General features: G+C 56.3%; 17 protein-coding genes. 4 read left to right on the forward strand and 13 right to left on the reverse strand.

The genetic code is table 11. The features are described 5' to 3' along the window. The first annotated feature begins 69 nt into the window (after positions 1 to 69). Entirely contained in the window at positions 70 to 489 is a 420-nt protein-coding gene (locus tag WFM46_RS04755; protein ID WP_103177514.1) for a DUF805 domain-containing protein, read from the forward strand. On the opposite strand, the gene fpr is transcribed toward WFM46_RS04755, so the two are convergent. The 4 genes from fpr to WFM46_RS04775 all read right to left on the reverse strand — a co-directional run bounded on the left by fpr (position 490) and on the right by WFM46_RS04775 (position 4,827). Continuing rightward, on the reverse strand, positions 490 to 1,236 hold the full coding sequence (fpr, locus tag WFM46_RS04760) for a ferredoxin--NADP(+) reductase (RefSeq protein WP_103177513.1): 747 nt from the start codon (positions 1,234 to 1,236) through the stop codon (positions 490 to 492). Positions 1,237 to 1,332: 96 nt separating this feature from the next. Further along, positions 1,333 to 2,343 carry a class II fructose-bisphosphatase gene (glpX, locus tag WFM46_RS04765; RefSeq protein WP_336997158.1) on the reverse strand — a complete coding sequence of 337 codons (1,011 nt, stop codon included), beginning with the start codon at positions 2,341 to 2,343 and terminating at the stop codon, positions 1,333 to 1,335. Between the two features lie 96 nt (positions 2,344 to 2,439). Next, the gene (gene glpK / locus WFM46_RS04770) at positions 2,440 to 3,951 is read right to left on the reverse strand and encodes a glycerol kinase GlpK (protein ID WP_180210087.1); all 1,512 of its coding nucleotides are present in this window, start codon (positions 3,949 to 3,951) and stop codon (positions 2,440 to 2,442) included. Positions 3,952 to 3,972: 21 nt separating this feature from the next. Continuing rightward, the gene (locus WFM46_RS04775; RefSeq protein ID WP_103825246.1) at positions 3,973 to 4,827 is read right to left on the reverse strand and encodes an MIP/aquaporin family protein; all 855 of its coding nucleotides are present in this window, start codon (positions 4,825 to 4,827) and stop codon (positions 3,973 to 3,975) included. 402 nt (positions 4,828 to 5,229) lie between these two features. Here WFM46_RS04775 and zapB point away from each other — a divergent pair, with 402 nt between their 5' ends. Further along, positions 5,230 to 5,469, forward strand: a complete 240-nt coding sequence (gene zapB / locus WFM46_RS04780; RefSeq protein WP_103177509.1) for a septal ring assembly protein ZapB — start codon at positions 5,230 to 5,232, stop codon at positions 5,467 to 5,469. A gap of 81 nt (positions 5,470 to 5,550) precedes the next feature. On the opposite strand, the gene WFM46_RS04785 is transcribed toward zapB, so the two are convergent. From WFM46_RS04785 to priA, 8 genes are all read right to left on the reverse strand, one after another. Continuing rightward, positions 5,551 to 6,573, reverse strand: coding sequence for a hypothetical protein (locus WFM46_RS04785; protein ID WP_336997159.1), 1,023 nt, complete (start codon positions 6,571 to 6,573; stop codon positions 5,551 to 5,553). A 92-nt stretch (positions 6,574 to 6,665) separates the two neighbouring features. Then, positions 6,666 to 7,151, reverse strand: a complete 486-nt coding sequence (rraA, locus tag WFM46_RS04790) for a ribonuclease E activity regulator RraA (RefSeq protein WP_103177506.1) — start codon at positions 7,149 to 7,151, stop codon at positions 6,666 to 6,668. A 91-nt stretch (positions 7,152 to 7,242) separates the two neighbouring features. Continuing rightward, positions 7,243 to 8,169, reverse strand: coding sequence for a 1,4-dihydroxy-2-naphthoate polyprenyltransferase (gene menA, locus WFM46_RS04795; protein ID WP_103177505.1), 927 nt, complete (start codon positions 8,167 to 8,169; stop codon positions 7,243 to 7,245). Between the two features lie 64 nt (positions 8,170 to 8,233). Beyond that, on the reverse strand, positions 8,234 to 9,565 hold the full coding sequence (gene hslU, locus WFM46_RS04800) for an HslU--HslV peptidase ATPase subunit (RefSeq protein WP_103177504.1): 1,332 nt from the start codon (positions 9,563 to 9,565) through the stop codon (positions 8,234 to 8,236). A 9-nt stretch (positions 9,566 to 9,574) separates the two neighbouring features. Beyond that, the gene (gene hslV / locus WFM46_RS04805) at positions 9,575 to 10,105 is read right to left on the reverse strand and encodes an ATP-dependent protease subunit HslV (RefSeq protein ID WP_032615282.1); all 531 of its coding nucleotides are present in this window, start codon (positions 10,103 to 10,105) and stop codon (positions 9,575 to 9,577) included. A gap of 94 nt (positions 10,106 to 10,199) precedes the next feature. Further along, positions 10,200 to 11,192: a cell division protein FtsN gene (gene ftsN / locus WFM46_RS04810; RefSeq protein ID WP_336997160.1), complete on the reverse strand. Its 993-nt coding sequence runs from the start codon at positions 11,190 to 11,192 to the stop codon at positions 10,200 to 10,202. A gap of 93 nt (positions 11,193 to 11,285) precedes the next feature. Continuing rightward, complete coding sequence (gene cytR, locus WFM46_RS04815) at positions 11,286 to 12,311, reverse strand: DNA-binding transcriptional regulator CytR (RefSeq protein WP_103177502.1); 1,026 nt, start codon at positions 12,309 to 12,311, stop codon at positions 11,286 to 11,288. Between the two features lie 134 nt (positions 12,312 to 12,445). Next, positions 12,446 to 14,641, reverse strand: a complete 2,196-nt coding sequence (priA, locus tag WFM46_RS04820) for a primosomal protein N' (RefSeq protein WP_336997161.1) — start codon at positions 14,639 to 14,641, stop codon at positions 12,446 to 12,448. 201 nt (positions 14,642 to 14,842) lie between these two features. On the opposite strand from priA, the gene rpmE reads away from it, so the two are divergent. After that, positions 14,843 to 15,055, forward strand: a complete 213-nt coding sequence (rpmE, locus tag WFM46_RS04825; protein ID WP_103177500.1) for a 50S ribosomal protein L31 — start codon at positions 14,843 to 14,845, stop codon at positions 15,053 to 15,055. A 48-nt stretch (positions 15,056 to 15,103) separates the two neighbouring features. On the opposite strand, the gene metJ is transcribed toward rpmE, so the two are convergent. Continuing rightward, complete coding sequence (gene metJ / locus WFM46_RS04830; RefSeq protein ID WP_015966498.1) at positions 15,104 to 15,421, reverse strand: met regulon transcriptional regulator MetJ; 318 nt, start codon at positions 15,419 to 15,421, stop codon at positions 15,104 to 15,106. A 278-nt stretch (positions 15,422 to 15,699) separates the two neighbouring features. Between metJ and metB the strand changes: the two genes are divergently transcribed. Further along, positions 15,700 to 16,860, forward strand: a complete 1,161-nt coding sequence (gene metB, locus WFM46_RS04835; protein WP_159340305.1) for a cystathionine gamma-synthase — start codon at positions 15,700 to 15,702, stop codon at positions 16,858 to 16,860. The last annotated feature ends 2 nt before the right edge of the window (positions 16,861 to 16,862 follow it).

The raw sequence follows: 16,862 nt of genomic DNA on the forward strand, positions 1-16,862 counted from the left end.
CGGCTGGCTTGTCAAAAAGAGGCGACTCCAGGGTAAACTACGCGCCGCGATGACTTTTAGGAACCTGACATGACCATACAGCAGTGGTTGTTTTCATTCAAAGGGCGTATTGGACGCCGTGATTTCTGGATCTGGATTGGCGTATGGATTGTCGCCATGCTGGCTCTGTTTATTTCTGCCAATAACGCCTGGCTGAGCACCCAGACGGCGGCCTTCGCGCTGGTGTCGCTGCTGTGGCCGACCGCGGCGGTGTTAGTGAAACGTCTGCACGATCGTGGGCGTTCGGGGTTGTGGGCGCTGCTGGTGATACTGGCGTGGATGCTGCTGGCCGGCAACTGGTCGATGCTGCCCTCCATGCTGCCGTGGGTGGTGGGCAGGCTGATCCCTACCATTATTTTTGTGATGATCATTGTCGACCTGGGCGCGTTTGTGGGCACCCAGGGCGAGAATAAATATGGTAAAGATACGATCGACGTAAAGTACCGCTAATTACCAGTAATGTTCTGCGGTCATATGGCCCGGCCGACGGCGTAAATGCTTGGTCATTTGCCGGGTCTCTTTCAGGAGCTGTTGGGTATCACGCACCATTTGCGGGTTGCCACACAGCATCACGTGGCTGGTGTCGGCCTCCATCTTCAGACCCACGGCGGCTTCCAGCTCGCCATTTTCAATCAGAGCCGGTACGCGCCCGTGGAGCGATCCCGGCACCGTTTCACGGCTCACCACCGTCTGGATTTTCACTTTCCCTTCATAACGCTTCTGCAGTTCCTGCATCAGCGGCAGGTAGCTCAGGTCTGCGGCGTAGCGCGCGGCATGCACGAGAACGATATTTTTAAAGCGATCCAGGTCCTGCCCATATTGCAGGATCGACAGGTAAGGGCCGATGGCGGTACCGGTTGCCAGCATCCACAGCGTCTCGCAGTCTGGCACTTCATCCAGCACGAAGAAGCCTGCGGCTTCGCTGACAATCTGGATCTCATCGTCGGGTTTCAGTGCCGCCAGGCGCGGGCTGAGTTTGCCATCGGGAACGGTGACAAGGTAGAACTCGAGATCCGGGTTATCCGGCGCGTTGACATAGGAGTAGGCGCGCTGCACGCGTTCGCCGTCGATCTCCAGCCCCAGCTTGGCAAATTGCCCGGCCGTGAAAGGCTGGATGGGCGCATGTACGGTGAGGCTAAATAGCGCATCGGTCCAGAACTCTACCTTTTTGACTTTACCTGTTACCCAGTCTGCCATGATGTTCTCCTGTACTGATCTCGGGTTCTATCTTCCTTACCTGAGAGGGAGATTTCCAGCCCAGGCGGGCCGGAAAGCTCTATTGATCAAACGGTTTTACAGAATGTGGGTCTGCACGTCCGGATCTTTACGGTCGAGATAGTGAATCGACTGGATGCGGCGAATGGTGCGTGATTTACCGCGGATCAGCAGCGTTTCGGTGGTCGCCATATTGCCTTTGCGGCTGATGCCGTCCAGCAGATCGCCTTTGGTGATGCCGGTCGCCGAGAAGATGTCGTTATCGCTGCGCGCCATATCATCCAGACGCAGCACGGTATTGGCCTGAATGCCCATTGCGGCACAGCGGGCCAGCTCCTGCTCACCGATGCGGCGGTTCTCTTCGCTGTCGCCTTTTACGTCATGACGGGTCAGCAAACGGCCATGCATATCGCCGTCGAGGGCGCGGATCACCGCGGCAGAAACCACCCCCTCCGGTGCGCCGCCGATACCGTACAGCACGTCGACTTCGCTGTCCGGCATGCAGGTGAGGATGGAGGCCGCCACGTCGCCATCGGGGATAGCAAAGACGCGCACGCCTAACTGCTGCATCTGGGCGATGACCGCATCGTGACGCGGTTTCGCCAGAATGGTGACCGTCAGTTCGCCAAGGGGCTTATTAAGCGCGGCGGCGATATTACGCAGGTTTTCCGCCAGCGGCAGATTGAGGTCGATGACCCCTTTTGCGCCAGGGCCGACAATCAGCTTCTCCATATACATATCGGGCGCGTTGAGGAAGGTGCCTTTATCGCCCACCGCCAGTACCGCCAGGGCGTTAGCCTGGCCCATGGCCGTCATGCGGGTGCCTTCAATGGGGTCTACCGCGATATCCACCGCATCGCCGTTACCGGTACCGACTTTTTCACCGATGAACAGCATGGGGGCTTCGTCGATCTCACCTTCACCAATCACGATGGTGCCATCGATGTTGACCTGGTTAAGCATGATGCGCATGGCATGGACGGCTGCGCCGTCAGCAGTATTTTTATCACCACGGCCAAGCCACTTGTAGCCTGCCAGAGCGGCGGCCTCGGTTACGCGGGAAAACTCGATAGCAAGTTCACGTTTCATCAGATACTCGTGCAATCAAAAGGAATTGCACGAAGTTTATCACAGAGTGGGAGAGGCGGTTTGGACCCCTCACCCCGACGGGGTGAGGGGGAGGTATTATGACTCGTCGTGCTCTTCCCAGGCCAGCGCGCGTTTCACGGCTTTTTTCCAGCCGCTATAACGGTAGTTACGCTCGGTGGTTTCGATACCCGGACGGAATTCGCGCTCGATGACCGCTTTCTCCTGCAGTTCGTCCAGGTTCTGCCAGAAGCCAACCGCCAGGCCGGCAAGATAGGCCGCACCCAGCGCCGTCACTTCACGCACTTCCGGGCGTTCCACGCGGGTACCCAGAATGTCGGACTGGAACTGCATCAGGAAGTTGTTCGCCACTGCGCCGCCATCCACGCGCAGGGCGTGCAGACGAATGCCGGAGTCGGCCTGCATCGCTTCCAGTACGTCGCGGGTCTGGAAGGCAATCGACTCCAGCGTGGCGCGGATGATGTGGTTAGAATTGACTCCGCGCGTCAGGCCGAAAATCGCGCCGCGGGCGTAGGGGTCCCAGTAGGGGGCGCCCAGGCCGGTGAAAGCCGGCACCACGTAGACGCCGTTGGTATCTTTCACCTTGGTGGCGAAATATTCCGAGTCAAAGGCGTCGCTGATGAGCTTCATTTCGTCACGCAGCCACTGGATGGACGCGCCTGCCATAAACACCGCGCCTTCCAGGGCGTAATTCACCTCGCCGCGTGGGCCGCAGGCGATGGTGGTCAGCAGGCCATGCTCCGATTTCACCGCGTTCTCGCCGGTGTTCATCAGCATAAAGCAGCCGGTGCCGTAGGTGTTCTTCGCCATCCCCTCTTTTACGCACAGCTGGCCAAACAGCGCGGCCTGCTGGTCGCCGGCGATCCCGGCGATAGGAATACGGGTGCCGCCTTTACCGCCGATGTTGGTCTGACCGTACACTTCAGACGACTTACGCACCTGTGGCAGCATGGCGCGCGGGATGTCCAGCGCGTCCAGCATTTTGTCATCCCAGTCCAGATCGTGGATGTTGAACAGCATGGTGCGCGAGGCGTTGGTGTAATCGGTGACGTGAACGCGCCCCTGAGTCATCTTCCAGATAAGCCAGGTATCTACGGTACCGAACAGCAGTTCGCCGCGTTTTGCCCGCTCGCGGGAGCCTTCGACATGGTCGAGGATCCATTTCACCTTGGTGCCGGAGAAGTAGGGGTCTACCACCAGGCCGGTGGCGCTGCGCACGTACTCTTCCATGCCGTCGCGCTTGAGCTTCTCGCAGATGTCCGCTGTGCGGCGGCACTGCCAGACAATGGCGTTGTAAATCGGCTTACCGGTTTCGCGTTCCCAGACGATGGCCGTTTCACGCTGGTTGGTGATGCCAATCGCCGCAATCTCGTCGGAACTGATATCAGCTTTCGCCAGTACTTCAACCAGCGTTGAGCTTTGTGACGCCCAGATCTCCATCGGGTCGTGTTCAACCCAGCCTGGACGAGGATAGATTTGCTCGAATTCGCGCTGTGACACGCTGACGATGTTCGCGTCATGATCCATAACGACAGCGCGGGAGCTGGTCGTGCCCTGGTCGAGCGCAACGATATATTTTTTGTCGGTCATAGTTGTGGTCCCGTAGTCAGATTACAGCGAAGCGTTTTGGTGTGCGCCAGAGGTGGTTTCCTTCTCTTCGGCCTCTTCGACGACACAGGTGTCACACGGCAGGTGGCGGCCAATCAATTTACGATAGCCGAAGGCACCCAGCGCAGCACCTACAATGGGGCCGAACAGCGGCACCAGGAAATAAGGAATATCTTTGCCGCCGGTGAAGGCCACGTCACCCCACCCGGCAATAAAGGCGAAGGCTTTCGGGCCGATGTCGCGCGCCGGGTTCATGGCGAAACCGGTCAGTGGCCCCATCGACGCGCCGATCACCGCAATCAGCAGGCCAATCAACAGCGGCGCCAGCGGACCGCGCGGAATGCCGTTGCCGTCATCGGTCAGCGCCAGGATGGTACCCATCAGGATGGCGGTGATCACCATCTCTACCGCGAAGGCCTGCACAAAGTTAATGTGCGGGTTCGGATAGGTGGAGAAGATCCCCGCCAGCTCAAGGCTTTCGGTACTGCCACGCACCATATGGTGCGTCTGCTCGAAGTCGATAAACAGATTGTAATAGAGCCCGTAAACTAACGCCGCTGCACAAAACGCACCAGCAAACTGCGCCACAATAAAAGGCACAACCTTGCGTTTGTCAAAGCAGGCAAACAGACACAGCGCGATGGTGACCGCAGGGTTGAGGTGCGCACCCGAAACACCCGCCGTCAGGTAGATGGCCATCGCCACGCCCAGACCCCAGATCACGCTGATTTCCCACTGACCGAAACTGGCGCCCGCCACTTTCAGTGCAGCCACACATCCTACGCCAAAGAAAATCAACAACCCAGTACCCAGGAACTCTGCGATGCATTGGCCTTTTAAGGTTGATGTTTCACTCATAATCGGATCCTGAAAAATGATTAATGGTTATTGTTGGCGCGACGGTCGCCATGACCGGCACGATGTCCTGTAGACATAGTGTTAATTTATCGTTAACGAACAAAAACGAGAAATATCGAACTTAAAATGTGTGTGCCGCGTCAACAAAATGAGCGATAACGCGCCATAAAGCGGGCGAGAACTGCTGTAAGCGAAAGGGGGAGTAAGCTTTCTATTAACTAAAGTGTTAACAATTTAGGGGTATATGGCGCGAACGCACCAGGAGGAGACTGAAAAGTGTTGCAAACCGCAATCTGCGCGGTCTGCCGCTGGACAGGGAGGGCGGGGCTCCATACAATCGACACCAGGTGTTGTGCGCGTTTACGTCAAGCGTCGCCTTGCAAATTCAGGAGAGGTAGCATTATGTCGTTAGAAGTGTTTGAGAAACTGGAATCGAAAGTACAGCAGGCGATTGATACCATCACCCTGCTGCAGATGGAAATCGAAGAGCTGAAAGAAAAAAACAACGCGCTGTCGCAGGAAATTCAGACTGCTCAGCATGGTCGTGAAGAGCTGGAGCGTGAAAACCACCAGCTGCGCGAACAGCAGAACGGCTGGCAGGATCGTCTGCATGCTCTGCTCGGGCGCATGGAAGAGGTCTGATTCCAGAATAAAGCGCCGTAAGGCGCTTTATGTCATTCACCCTACTCACGGACTTCGGCCCCCTCGCTTTCTTTCCTCTCTTTACGGATGAAACCGAACATTGCGTTCCAGCTTGAAACTCTCAAGTGACTGACTTATTTGGTTTAAATCTGTACTTTGGCTAAAGTGGCGCAGCATAAAATTTCGTTTTTCCCGCTCACAAAACCGCTCTCGCTCAGCCTCCCTGTTGTCCGATGACAACACCAAAAAGGGTGCTATTTGTTCTCGCTCTTTGGTTATCCATAGCTGATATTTTTCCTGCCCCAGCGACCCCGTAAGCTTTATGGGTTCATCATGATTCAGTTGCAACCATTGCGTGGTGAGAGAGTCTGGTAAGGTCGTTGCGACCGGCAGCAGGCAGGAAAAGCGCGCTTTACTGCATAAAGGCGTCATATTTTTGGGGCACGTTGCAGTAAAGACCTTCGGATGCACACTGGCAGAGAAGGTTAACGCTAAGGTATCCGTTTCTTCAGTAAGCAGTATTTGCCACAGATTAGCGCTGCCTGGCATAGCGGGAGATAAAACAAAACGAGACTCGAGTCCTGAGTGTGACGTGATGCCGTTTAAAGCCTGCGTCAGGGTCGCTTCCAGCCGGGCAGCCTCTTCGTCAGTTAATGGCCTGCCACTGGCAATGGTGAGCTGATCACCCTGCCAGCGGTAGCGATTGGGCAGGATATCTCGTTGGATCTTAATTCTTCTCTGGTGATCAAGATATGACTCTGTTCGCTGACGCGTCGGGATATTTTCAACGGTAATCACGTTTTGGATATCGGAAAAATAGATCTCAGCTTCCCGCATAATCCGTTGTTTTTTAACATCGTCAATATGAATGAATTGCATTGTAAGAAGGGAGGAGGGATAACCCACGGTTTCTTTAAATTGCTTATCAAACGTTGCCAGATTACGGGGCAAGTTCACTGCGCCAAGAAAGATGATTAACGCCAGACCCAGACGCAAGGTGACAGCCAGCATAAACGGCGGAGGCGCAAAAAACAGAAGGCGAAACGAGCGATAGAGTAACCAGAGGATAGAAACGAAACTGAGAAAATAGAGAATGCCGCGCAAACAAGATTCCTTTTGCTTGTATCATTTAACGACAGCCATCCTGGCTGTCAGGCACAGTAAAAAGGCGGTAATCTCCGCCTTTTTTCTATGTGTTACTCAATATCCAGCGGATCTTCAGAGAGGATAATGCCGGTGTTATCGGCATAGAGATGGTCGCCGGAGAAGAAGGTCACCCCGCCGAAATTGACGCGCACGTCGCTTTCGCCAATGCCATCACCTGCTGCGCCAACCGGAATGGCCGCAATCGCCTGAATGCCGATGTCCAGCTCTTCGAGGTCATCCACCTGACGCACCGCGCCATAGACCACAATGCCTTCCCACTCGTTCTGGGTGGCGAGACGGGCAAGTTCTGCATCGATTAACGCGCGACGCACGGAGCCGCCGCCATCAACCAGCAGAATGCGTCCACGGCCGTTCTGTTCGAGCAGATCGTACAGCAACCCGTTGTCCTCAAAACATTTCACCGTAATGATTTGTCCGCCAAACGACGACCGTCCTCCAAAGTTGGAAAACAGCGGTTCTACGACGTTTACATCTTCCTGGTAGATGTCACAAAGCTCGGAGGTATCGTATTTCATAGGCTTAAGTTCAGTTGCTGCGAGTGTTTTCAGTATATCGCGCGAATTGCATTGTTGGCAAAATCATCAATTGTTAATTGATATTTGTCAGCTAATTTAGCGTCTGACTAAGAATAATCCCTATCACGAACAACAGGTTAGTCAGCAGTGCGCCTTTTACCGTGCGTTCCAGCATTGGCGGCATGGCCGAGGCGCTCTGCTCGCGCATCACGTAGCGCGCCTGTTTGACCAGCAGCGGCGTGGCGAGCACAAACAGCCAGCCCCACAGGCTGTGCAGGGAAAGCAGGTTAAACAGCGCCAGACAGAGCAGGGCGCCCATCAGCAGGCAGGCATGGTAGCGGCGCGCATTCACCGCGCCTAACCGCACCGCCAGGGTGTTTTTACCGTTCTGACGATCGCTGTCGATATCGCGCAGGTTGTTGATATTCAGCACCGCCGTCGCCAACATGCCGCAGGCGGTGGCTGGCAGGAACAGGGCAGGAATTAACGAGTGCGCCTGCAGATACCAGCTGCCCATCACGCTCAGCCAGCCGAAGAAGACCAGCACGGAGATATCCCCCAGCCCGATGTAACCGTAAGGGCGGGTGCCGACGGTATAGGTGATGGCCGCGACAATCGCCAGCAGACCGAGCACGAGGAAGCCAACCGCATCCGCCGGGGTTTTACAGGCCACCAGCACCAGCGCAATCCCGGAAAGACAGATCAGCGCGACGGTGATAATCAGCGCCCGTTTCATCTCCTCCTGGGTGATCACCCCTTTCTGCATTCCGCGCAATGGCCCGATGCGGTCGGGCTTATCGCTGCCCTTGACGGCATCCCCGTAATCGTTAGCGAGGTTAGAGAGGATTTGCAGAAGCCCGGCGGTCAGCAGCGCCAGGGCAGCCACCAGCGGGTCGAAATGCCCCTGCCACCACGCGAGGGTAGTGCCAACAATAATGGCGGCGAAAGCGAGAGGGAGCGTTTTAGGACGCAGGCTTTCCAGCCAGGCCTGCGTACGGCTGATTTCAGTCATAGTAATTATGTGCCAATAAAAATGGGGCCTTTCAGCCCCATCATTTGTGATGAAAATGCAATTGCCGCGATTATAGGATAAAACGGCTCAGATCTTCATCTGCTACTAAAGCATCAAGGTGCTTACTCACATAGTCGGCATCAATTTTAATGCTTTGACCATTCAGGTCGCTCGCATCATAAGAGATATCTTCCATCAGGCGTTCCAGCACGGTATGCAGACGACGCGCACCGATGTTTTCGGTGGTCTCGTTAACCTGCCATGCGGCCTGGGCGATACGCTTGATCCCATCTTCGGTGAACTCAATGTTCACCCCTTCGGTCGCCATCAGCGCTTTGTACTGCACGGTGATGGAGGCGTTTGGTTCGGTCAGGATACGCTCGAAGTCTTCGGTGGTCAGCGCCTGCAGCTCAACGCGGATCGGCAGACGGCCCTGCAGTTCCGGGATCAGATCCGACGGTTTGGCAACCTGGAACGCGCCAGAGGCGATAAACAGAATGTGATCGGTTTTCACCATGCCGTGCTTGGTGGAGACGGTGCAGCCTTCAACCAGCGGCAGCAGGTCGCGCTGTACGCCTTCACGGGAAACGTCCGGGCCGGAGGATTCGCCGCGCTTACAGATTTTATCGATCTCATCGATAAACACGATACCGTGCTGTTCAACCGCGTCGATAGCGTCCTGCTTCAGCTCTTCCGGGTTCACCAGCTTCGCCGCTTCTTCTTCAATCAGCAGCTTCATCGCGTCTTTGATTTTCAGCTTACGCGGCTTTTGCTTCTGCCCGCCCAGGTTCTGGAACATGGATTGCAGCTGGCTGGTCATCTCCTCCATACCTGGCGGAGACATAATTTCCACGCCCATTGGCGCGGCGGCGAGCTCGATCTCAATCTCTTTGTCATCCAGCTGGCCTTCACGCAGTTTTTTGCGGAACGCCTGGCGCGCAGCGGATGGCTCAGCAGGCTGTTCTGCCTGGCCCCAGTTGTTTTTCGCCGGTGGGATCAGCACATCCAGCACGCGCTCTTCCGCCATCTCTTCAGCGCGATAGCGGTTTTTTTCGATGGACTGGACGCGGACCATCTTAATGGCAGAGTCGGTCAGATCGCGGATGATAGAGTCCACTTCTTTACCGACATAGCCCACTTCGGTGAACTTGGTCGCTTCGACTTTGATGAATGGCGCGTTGGCCAGTTTAGCCAGACGACGGGCGATTTCGGTTTTACCAACACCGGTTGGGCCGATCATCAGAATGTTTTTTGGCGTCACTTCATGGCGCAGCACTTCATCCAGCTGCATACGACGCCAGCGGTTACGCAGGGCAATCGCCACAGAACGCTTGGCGTTATCCTGGCCGATGATGTGTTTGTTCAGTTCGCTGACAATTTCGCGTGGGGTCATTTCAGACATGAGAAATCCTTACGCCTTAGACGGCAATTCTTCGATGGTGTGGAAGTGGTTGGTATAGATGCAGATATCACCTGCAATATCCAACGCCTTCACAGCGATATCGCGTGCGCCCAGATCGGAGTTTTCCAACAGCGCGCGGGCGGCGGCCTGGGCGTACGGGCCACCGGAACCGATAGCAATCAGGTCATTTTCTGGCTGCACCACGTCACCGTTACCGGTGATGATCAGCGAGGCATTTTCATCGGCCACCGCCAGCAGTGCTTCCAGCTTGCGCAGCATACGGTCGGTACGCCAGTCTTTCGCCAGCTCAACGGCAGCTTTTACCAGATGGCCCTGATGCATTTCCAGTTTACGTTCAAACAGCTCAAACAGCGTGAAGGCGTCCGCAGTACCGCCCGCAAAACCGGCGATCACTTTGTCGTTATACAGACGACGCACTTTTTTCACGTTGCCTTTCATGACGGTATTACCCAGCGTGGCCTGGCCATCACCGGCAATCACCACCTGGCCGTTACGGCGTACACTTACTATTGTTGTCACGAGCAGACCCCCTGGTTACACATTCGGAAAATAGAGGCCCTGAGCCAGTGCTCAGGGCTGAATAGAATGATAGATGGGGGGGATTTTGGGGGTTTCAACCCCCGGAAGCGAGTCGAATGCAGTTTGTGTGACCTGCCATCTTCAGACGGCTGATGGTGCCATCGGCATTGTCTTTGCCTTTAACCGGACCGATCACTACGCGATTCCAGCCGTTATTGGTGGTAATGCGTGAGTCAAAGCCTTCAAAGGCCAGCTGGGCACGTACGGTTTCCGCTTGCTCTGCGCCTTTAAAGGAACCGCACTGCACCATCCAGCGACGTTCGTCTTTCTTCTCAGCCGTCTGCTTTGGCGCCTCGGTCTCTTTGGTGACCGGCGCGGCTTTTGGCTGCTGCGCGGTGGTATGCGCAGGGGTTTGCAGCAGATCCTGATACGGCTGCGTGTTGCTATTTTGCTTCGCAGGCTGCGTCTTCGGCTGTTGCGCCGGTTGCGTCTGTGCCACCTTAGGCTGCTGATACGGCTGTTCCGTCACGCGCGGCTGCGCTTTCGGCTGCTGTACCGTCTGGGACTGTGCCCACTGCTGCTGCTGTTGCTGCTGAATTTGTTGCTGCGCCTGGCGCTGGCGCTGCAGCGTTTGCTGACGCTGTGCTGGCGTCTGCTCATTCCACGGCACTTCGTTGAGCTGGGTAGGCTGCTGGCGCATATCGGCCTGCATCTGCGCCAGCAGCTGACGTTGTTCGTTGGTTAACTGGTTAGGATCCACCACTTCGCCACCCGCAGAGGGTTCGGTAGGCGCACGCACGCCCGGCTGGCGGCTCTCAAGCTCTTTAATATAGCGCCAGCGCTCTTCCGGTTTAGGGGGCAAGCCATTGCCGACCACTTTATTGCCCTGCAGCGCTTCTGCTTCTTCTTTTTTATGGTGCGTAATGAACCAGAGGCCGCCGATAAATGCCACCAGGACCGCCGCCGCGATCGCCACCATAGCCGGTGAGACTGCGGGCAGGCTGCTGCGTTGCGGTTTCCGTGAGCTACTCTTTTTGCGTCGCGAAGGTGCCGGCTGGCCGCGACGTACATAATCTCGTTGTGCCACTATCGTTTCGCTGTATTTTTTCGTTTGTCAGCCCGTCATGTTACTTAAGCGACGGGCCTTTGACCAGATGAGGACGTCTGAAAGGCGTTTACTTTAAGTCAGGGCCTGGGTTGAACCTCTGACGATCAATTCACAGTCCAGTAAACGGGAGCCGCTGCTAACTGTTTGTCCGTTCAGCTGATCCAGTAACAGCAGCATCGCTTCCCGGCCAATATCATAGCGGGGTTGTGCCACCGTCGAGAGCGGAGGATCGCAAAATTCAGACAGAGAAATATTATCGAAGCCGATGATTGAGAGGTCTTTCGGCACTTTCAGACCGCGCCGTTTGGCATAGGAGAGCGCGCCCAGCGCCATCACGTCGCTGTGACAGAACACCGCGGTCGGCGGTTGCGGCAACGACAGCAGTTTTTCCAGCGCCAGGCCGCCTGCGGCATAGGTAAAATCGCCCCGGGCGATATAGTGCGGATCCACCGTCGCCCCGGTGCGGCGCAGCGCCTGAACATAGCCCTGCAGGCGATAGTGGCACAGCGGCATCTCTTCCGGTCCGGCGATACAGCCGATACGTTTGTGGCCCAGCTCCTGGAGATAATTCACGGCGTTAAAGGCAGCGGTGAGGTTATCAATATGGACGGTAGGCAGTTCCAGCTCAGGGGCAAACTCGTTGGCCATCACCATCGGCGGCAGATTGCGTTGCTCTTCAATGCTGGCATCAAAGGGCAGGCGCGAACCGAGCAGCAGCATACCGTCGATCTGCTTGGTGATAATCAGGTCAATGAAGGTCTTTTCCTGCTGATTCTGATGCGCGCAGTCGCCAATCAGGACCAGGTAGCCCTGGGCGGCGGCGGTCACTTCGATACCGCGGATAATTTCGCTGAAAAAGGGATCGCAGATGTCGGGCACAATGACCAGAATGGTGCGGGATTCGTTCCGTTTGACGTTACGGCCCATAGCCTGGGGCAGATAACCCACCTCCAGCGCAGCCTGCTCAACACGGTTGCGCGTGCTTTGAGAGACTTTGTCGGGATTCATTAATGCTCGGGATACCGTTGCCGTTGAGACTTTTGCTTTCAGGGCAACATCTTTCATGGTCGCCGAGGCAACCTCTTTCCTGGACTTCAACTTCTTCTCCTCGCAGGCGTATCACCGCACTTCTGACTGTGTCAGTTTTATCAGATTGCGAATGGAAGCGGTTACAGAATTTTCATAAAAAGTGTGAGTCGTGTTTAATTTTTCGATCCGCCTCCCACCCTTTTTTAGCTTTCGATAGGATCAACGTCCAGGACCCACTTCACTTTACGCGCTTCCGGCAGGGTATTAATCAACGCCAGCGTGCCGCTGACGATATGCTGTAGCCGCACCCGGGAGGGATGTTGCAGCAGGATTTGCCAGCGATAGCGTCCGCCGCGCTTGGGGGCCAGGGCCGGAACCGGACCTAAAATCCACAGCTGATTATCCACCAGCGGGCTGGCCTGCAGCAGGTTGCGCAGCTGCTGGAGGAACAGCGGCGCCTGCTGGTTGTTGTGATCCTCGGCGCGGATAATCACATGGCTGGTCCACGGTGGCAGTTGCAGGGTCTGACGCTCCGCCAGCGCCTGTTCGGCGAAGGCGTCATAGCCTTTATGCAGCAGGGTTTGCAGCAGCGGATGCTCGGGGTGGTGGGTTTGTAGCACCACCTCGCCCTGTTTACCGGCGCGCCCGGCACGGCCTGCCACCTGGGTATAGAGCTGGGCAAAGCGTTCTGCGGAGCGGAAATCTGCCGAGAAGAGCGCCCCGTCGACATCCAGCAGCGCCACCAGGGTCACGTCCGGGAAGTGGTGTCCTTTGGCCAGCATCTGGGTACCGATCAGAATACGCGCTCCGCCGCGATGGACTTCCGCTAGCTGTTGCTCAAGGGCACCTTTGCGGCTGGTGGTGTCGCGATCGATACGTGAGATAGCCACGCCCGGGAAGAAGGGGGCCAGCGCCTGCTCCAGCTGCTCGGTGCCCAGACCGACCGGCACCATATGGGTCGAGCCGCAGGAAGGACACTGGCGCGGCACCGGTCGCTGGCTGTCGCAGTGGTGACAGCGCAAATGGTGCTGGGCCTGATGCAGGGTATAGTAGTGATCGCAGCGCGGGCACTCGGCGATCCAGCCGCAGTCGTGGCACAGCAGCGCCGGGGCAAAGCCGCGCCGGTTGAGAAACAGGATCACCTGGTTGTCGGCCTGCAGATGCTGGCGCATGCGGGCGATCAGCGCCGGGGCTAGCCCGGCCTGCACCGGCTGACCTTTCAGATCCAGTACGTGCTGCATGGCAGGACGGGCATTACCCGCCCGCCGCGTCAGGCGTAATAGATGGTATTTTCGCTGGCGCACATTATGCAGCGTCTCCAGCGCAGGGGTCGCGGAGCCGAGAATGATTGGGATATGTTCGCTGTGGGCGCGATAGACCGCCAGGTCGCGGGCGTGATAGCGCCAGCCTTCCTGCTGTTTATAAGAGCTGTCGTGCTCTTCGTCGATGACGATCACCCCGAGATTTTTAAAGGGTGTAAACAGGGATGAGCGGGTGCCAATCACGATTGCCGCTTCGCCATTTTTCGCTTTCAGCCAGGCGCTCAGGCGCTCGCTGTCATTTAAGCCGGAGTGCAGCACCTCGACCGGGGCGTTAAAGCGCTCGCGAAAACGGGCGATGGTCTGCGGGGTCAGGCCGATTTCCGGCACCATCACCAGCGCCTGCTTGCCCTGAGCCAGCACATTTTCCAGTACGCTCAGATAGACTTCAGTTTTACCGGAACCGGTCACGCCCGCCAGCAGCCAGGCTGAGAAGCGATCGGACGCGCTGTGGATCGCCCCTACGGCGGTCGCCTGTTCGGTATTGAGCCGCAGCCGGTCGCCCGCGACGCTAAAGCCGTCGCGCCAGTCGATAAGCGCCGGCGCTTCGCAGGCCAGTTCGCTCAGCCCTTTTTTACGTAAGCTCTGCAACGCCGCGTCGTTAAAGTCGAGGCTCTCAACCTGATGCCGCCAGATCCTGCCCTGGCGTAACGCCGCCAGTGCCTGCTGCTGTTTCGGGGAGCGTTTCAGGCTATTAATATCTACCGCCTGGCCCTGCTCGGTGGCAAACCAGTACCACATCGGCGCATGGCTGGCGCTTTTGCCCTGTCGCAGCAGAATGGGTAAGGCGTGAAACAGCACATCGCCAATGGGATGATGATAATAGTCGGCCGCCCACAGGAGCAGTCGCCAGACGCTGGCGGAAAAGACCGGCTCGCTGTCCAGCACCTCGACCACGCTTTTGAGTTCACTGAGAGGCAACTCGCTGTGCTGGCTTACGGAGACGACAATACCCACCCGCTGCTGTTTGCCAAACGGCACATTCACGCGACAGCCCGCCTCAGCCTGCATGTTGTCTGGCAGCAGGTAATCAAAGGTACGGGGAAGCGGAACGGGCAGGGCAACGTGAGCAACGGGCATCGAATCTTCCTGACTTGAAAAGTGGCGCGTTAGTATACACATTAGTGAAAGGCGGCGTGCGGATCAGTTTGCATACCCTGGTTAAATTCTGTATGATTCGCCGCCTTTGGTGCACTTTGCATCAAAGAACTTACATTCAACATCGCGTGGTGTCTGGCGTTAGGGCTGGAAGAGCGACGCGGCCTTAACTGAGGTTCTCCCATGAAAAAAGATATCCATCCTAAATACGAAATGATTACTGCAAACTGCTCTTGCGGTAACTCTATCCAGATCCGCTCCACCGTGGGTCACGATCTGAACCTGGACGTGTGCGGCCAGTGCCACCCGTTCTACACTGGTAAGCAGCGTGACGTTGCAACCGGTGGCCGTGTTGACCGCTTCAACAAGCGTTTCAGCATCCCGGGTTCCAAGTAAGTTTCCCGAAAAAAAAGCGCCGCAAGGCGCTTTTTTTGTATCTGTAAATCAGTATTCCCACGTCTCCGGGTCGATACCCAGCTCACGCATGATCACCTTTGCCTCTTCCGGAATTTCATCGCTACGCTCTTTGCGCAGGTCTTCATCGTTCGGCAACGGTTGACCGGTAAAGGCGTGCAGGAACGCTTCGCACAGCAGTTCGCTGTTGGTAGCGTGACGCAGGTTATTCACCTGACGACGCGTGCGTTCATCGGTGAGGATCTTTAACACCTTCAGAGGAATGGAAACCGTAATTTTTTTTACTTGTTCACTCTTCTTACCGTGCTCAGCGTATGGGCTGATATATTCGCCGCTCCATTCAGCCATGAGATACCTTTAATCCTCTCTGTCATTAATATGAGGCTGACACCGCAGCGATACGCCGGGGTCCGAGCCATAATCGCGCGTAGTTTACCGTAGAGATGCCGTTGTGACACGGATATTGCCTCTGCGGTATGCGCTAAAGCATATAATTTTAACGGCTATTTGCGCATTGCTCAATCTATACGCAAAGAAGTTTAGATGTCCAGATGTATTGACGTCCATATAATCAATGTTTACTCTGGTGCCTGACTTTTCATCCATTAAGCCAGGAAGCCTTCACCATGACGCGTAAACAGGCCACCATCGCAGTGCGTAGCGGATTGAATGATGACGAACAGTACGGCTGCGTTGTCCCGCCGATTCACCTCTCCAGTACCTATAACTTCACCGGATTTAATGAACCACGCGCCCATGACTACTCGCGCCGTGGTAACCCTACGCGTGATGTCACCCAGCGCGCGCTGGCGGAGCTGGAAGGTGGCGCAGGTGCGGTGATGACCAATACCGGCATGTCGGCTATTCACCTGGTGACCACGGTGTTCCTGAAACCTGGCGATCTGCTGGTGGCCCCGCACGACTGTTACGGCGGCAGCTACCGCCTGTTTGACAGCCTGGCGAAGCGTGGCTGCTATCGCGTGCTGTTTGTCGATCAGGGTGATGAGCAGGCGCTGAAACAGGCGCTGGCAGAAAAACCGAAGCTGGTATTAATCGAAAGTCCGAGCAATCCATTGCTGCGCGTCGTGGACATTGCAAAAATTTGTCAGCTTGCAAGGGATGCGGGAGCGATAAGTGTAGTGGATAATACGTTCCTCAGTCCGGCGCTACAGAACCCGCTGGCACTGGGAGCAGACCTGGTATTGCATTCATGCACCAAATATTTGAACGGCCACTCGGACGTGGTTGCCGGGGTGGTGATTGCGAAAGAGCCGGAGGTTGTCACTGAACTGGCATGGTGGGCGAATAACATCGGCGTCACCGGTAGCGCGTTCGACAGCTATCTGCTGCTGCGTGGTCTGCGCACCCTGTCGCCGCGTATGGATGTGGCGCAGCGTAATGCCCAGGCGATTGTCGATTTCCTGAAGACCCAGCCGCTGGTGAAAAAGCTCTATCACCCGTCGCTGCCGGAGAATCAGGGACACGAGATTGCTGCGCGTCAACAAAAGGGTTTTGGCGCGATGTTAAGTTTTGAGCTGGATGGCGATGAGCAGACGCTACGTCGCTTCCTGAGCGGGCTGTCACTGTTTACGCTGGCGGAATCTTTAGGTGGGGTTGAAAGTTTGATCTCCCACGCCGCCACCATGACGCACGCGGGCATGGCGCCAGAAGCGCGTGCCGCCGCCGGGATCTCCGAGACGCTGTTGCGTATCTCAACCGGTATTGAAGATTGTGAAGATTTAATTGCCGATCTGGAAAATGGCTTCCGGATCGCAGCCAAGGGGTAATC

The organism is Leclercia sp. M50, assembly GCF_037150775.1.
Taxonomy (GTDB): Bacteria; Pseudomonadota; Gammaproteobacteria; order Enterobacterales; family Enterobacteriaceae; genus Enterobacter.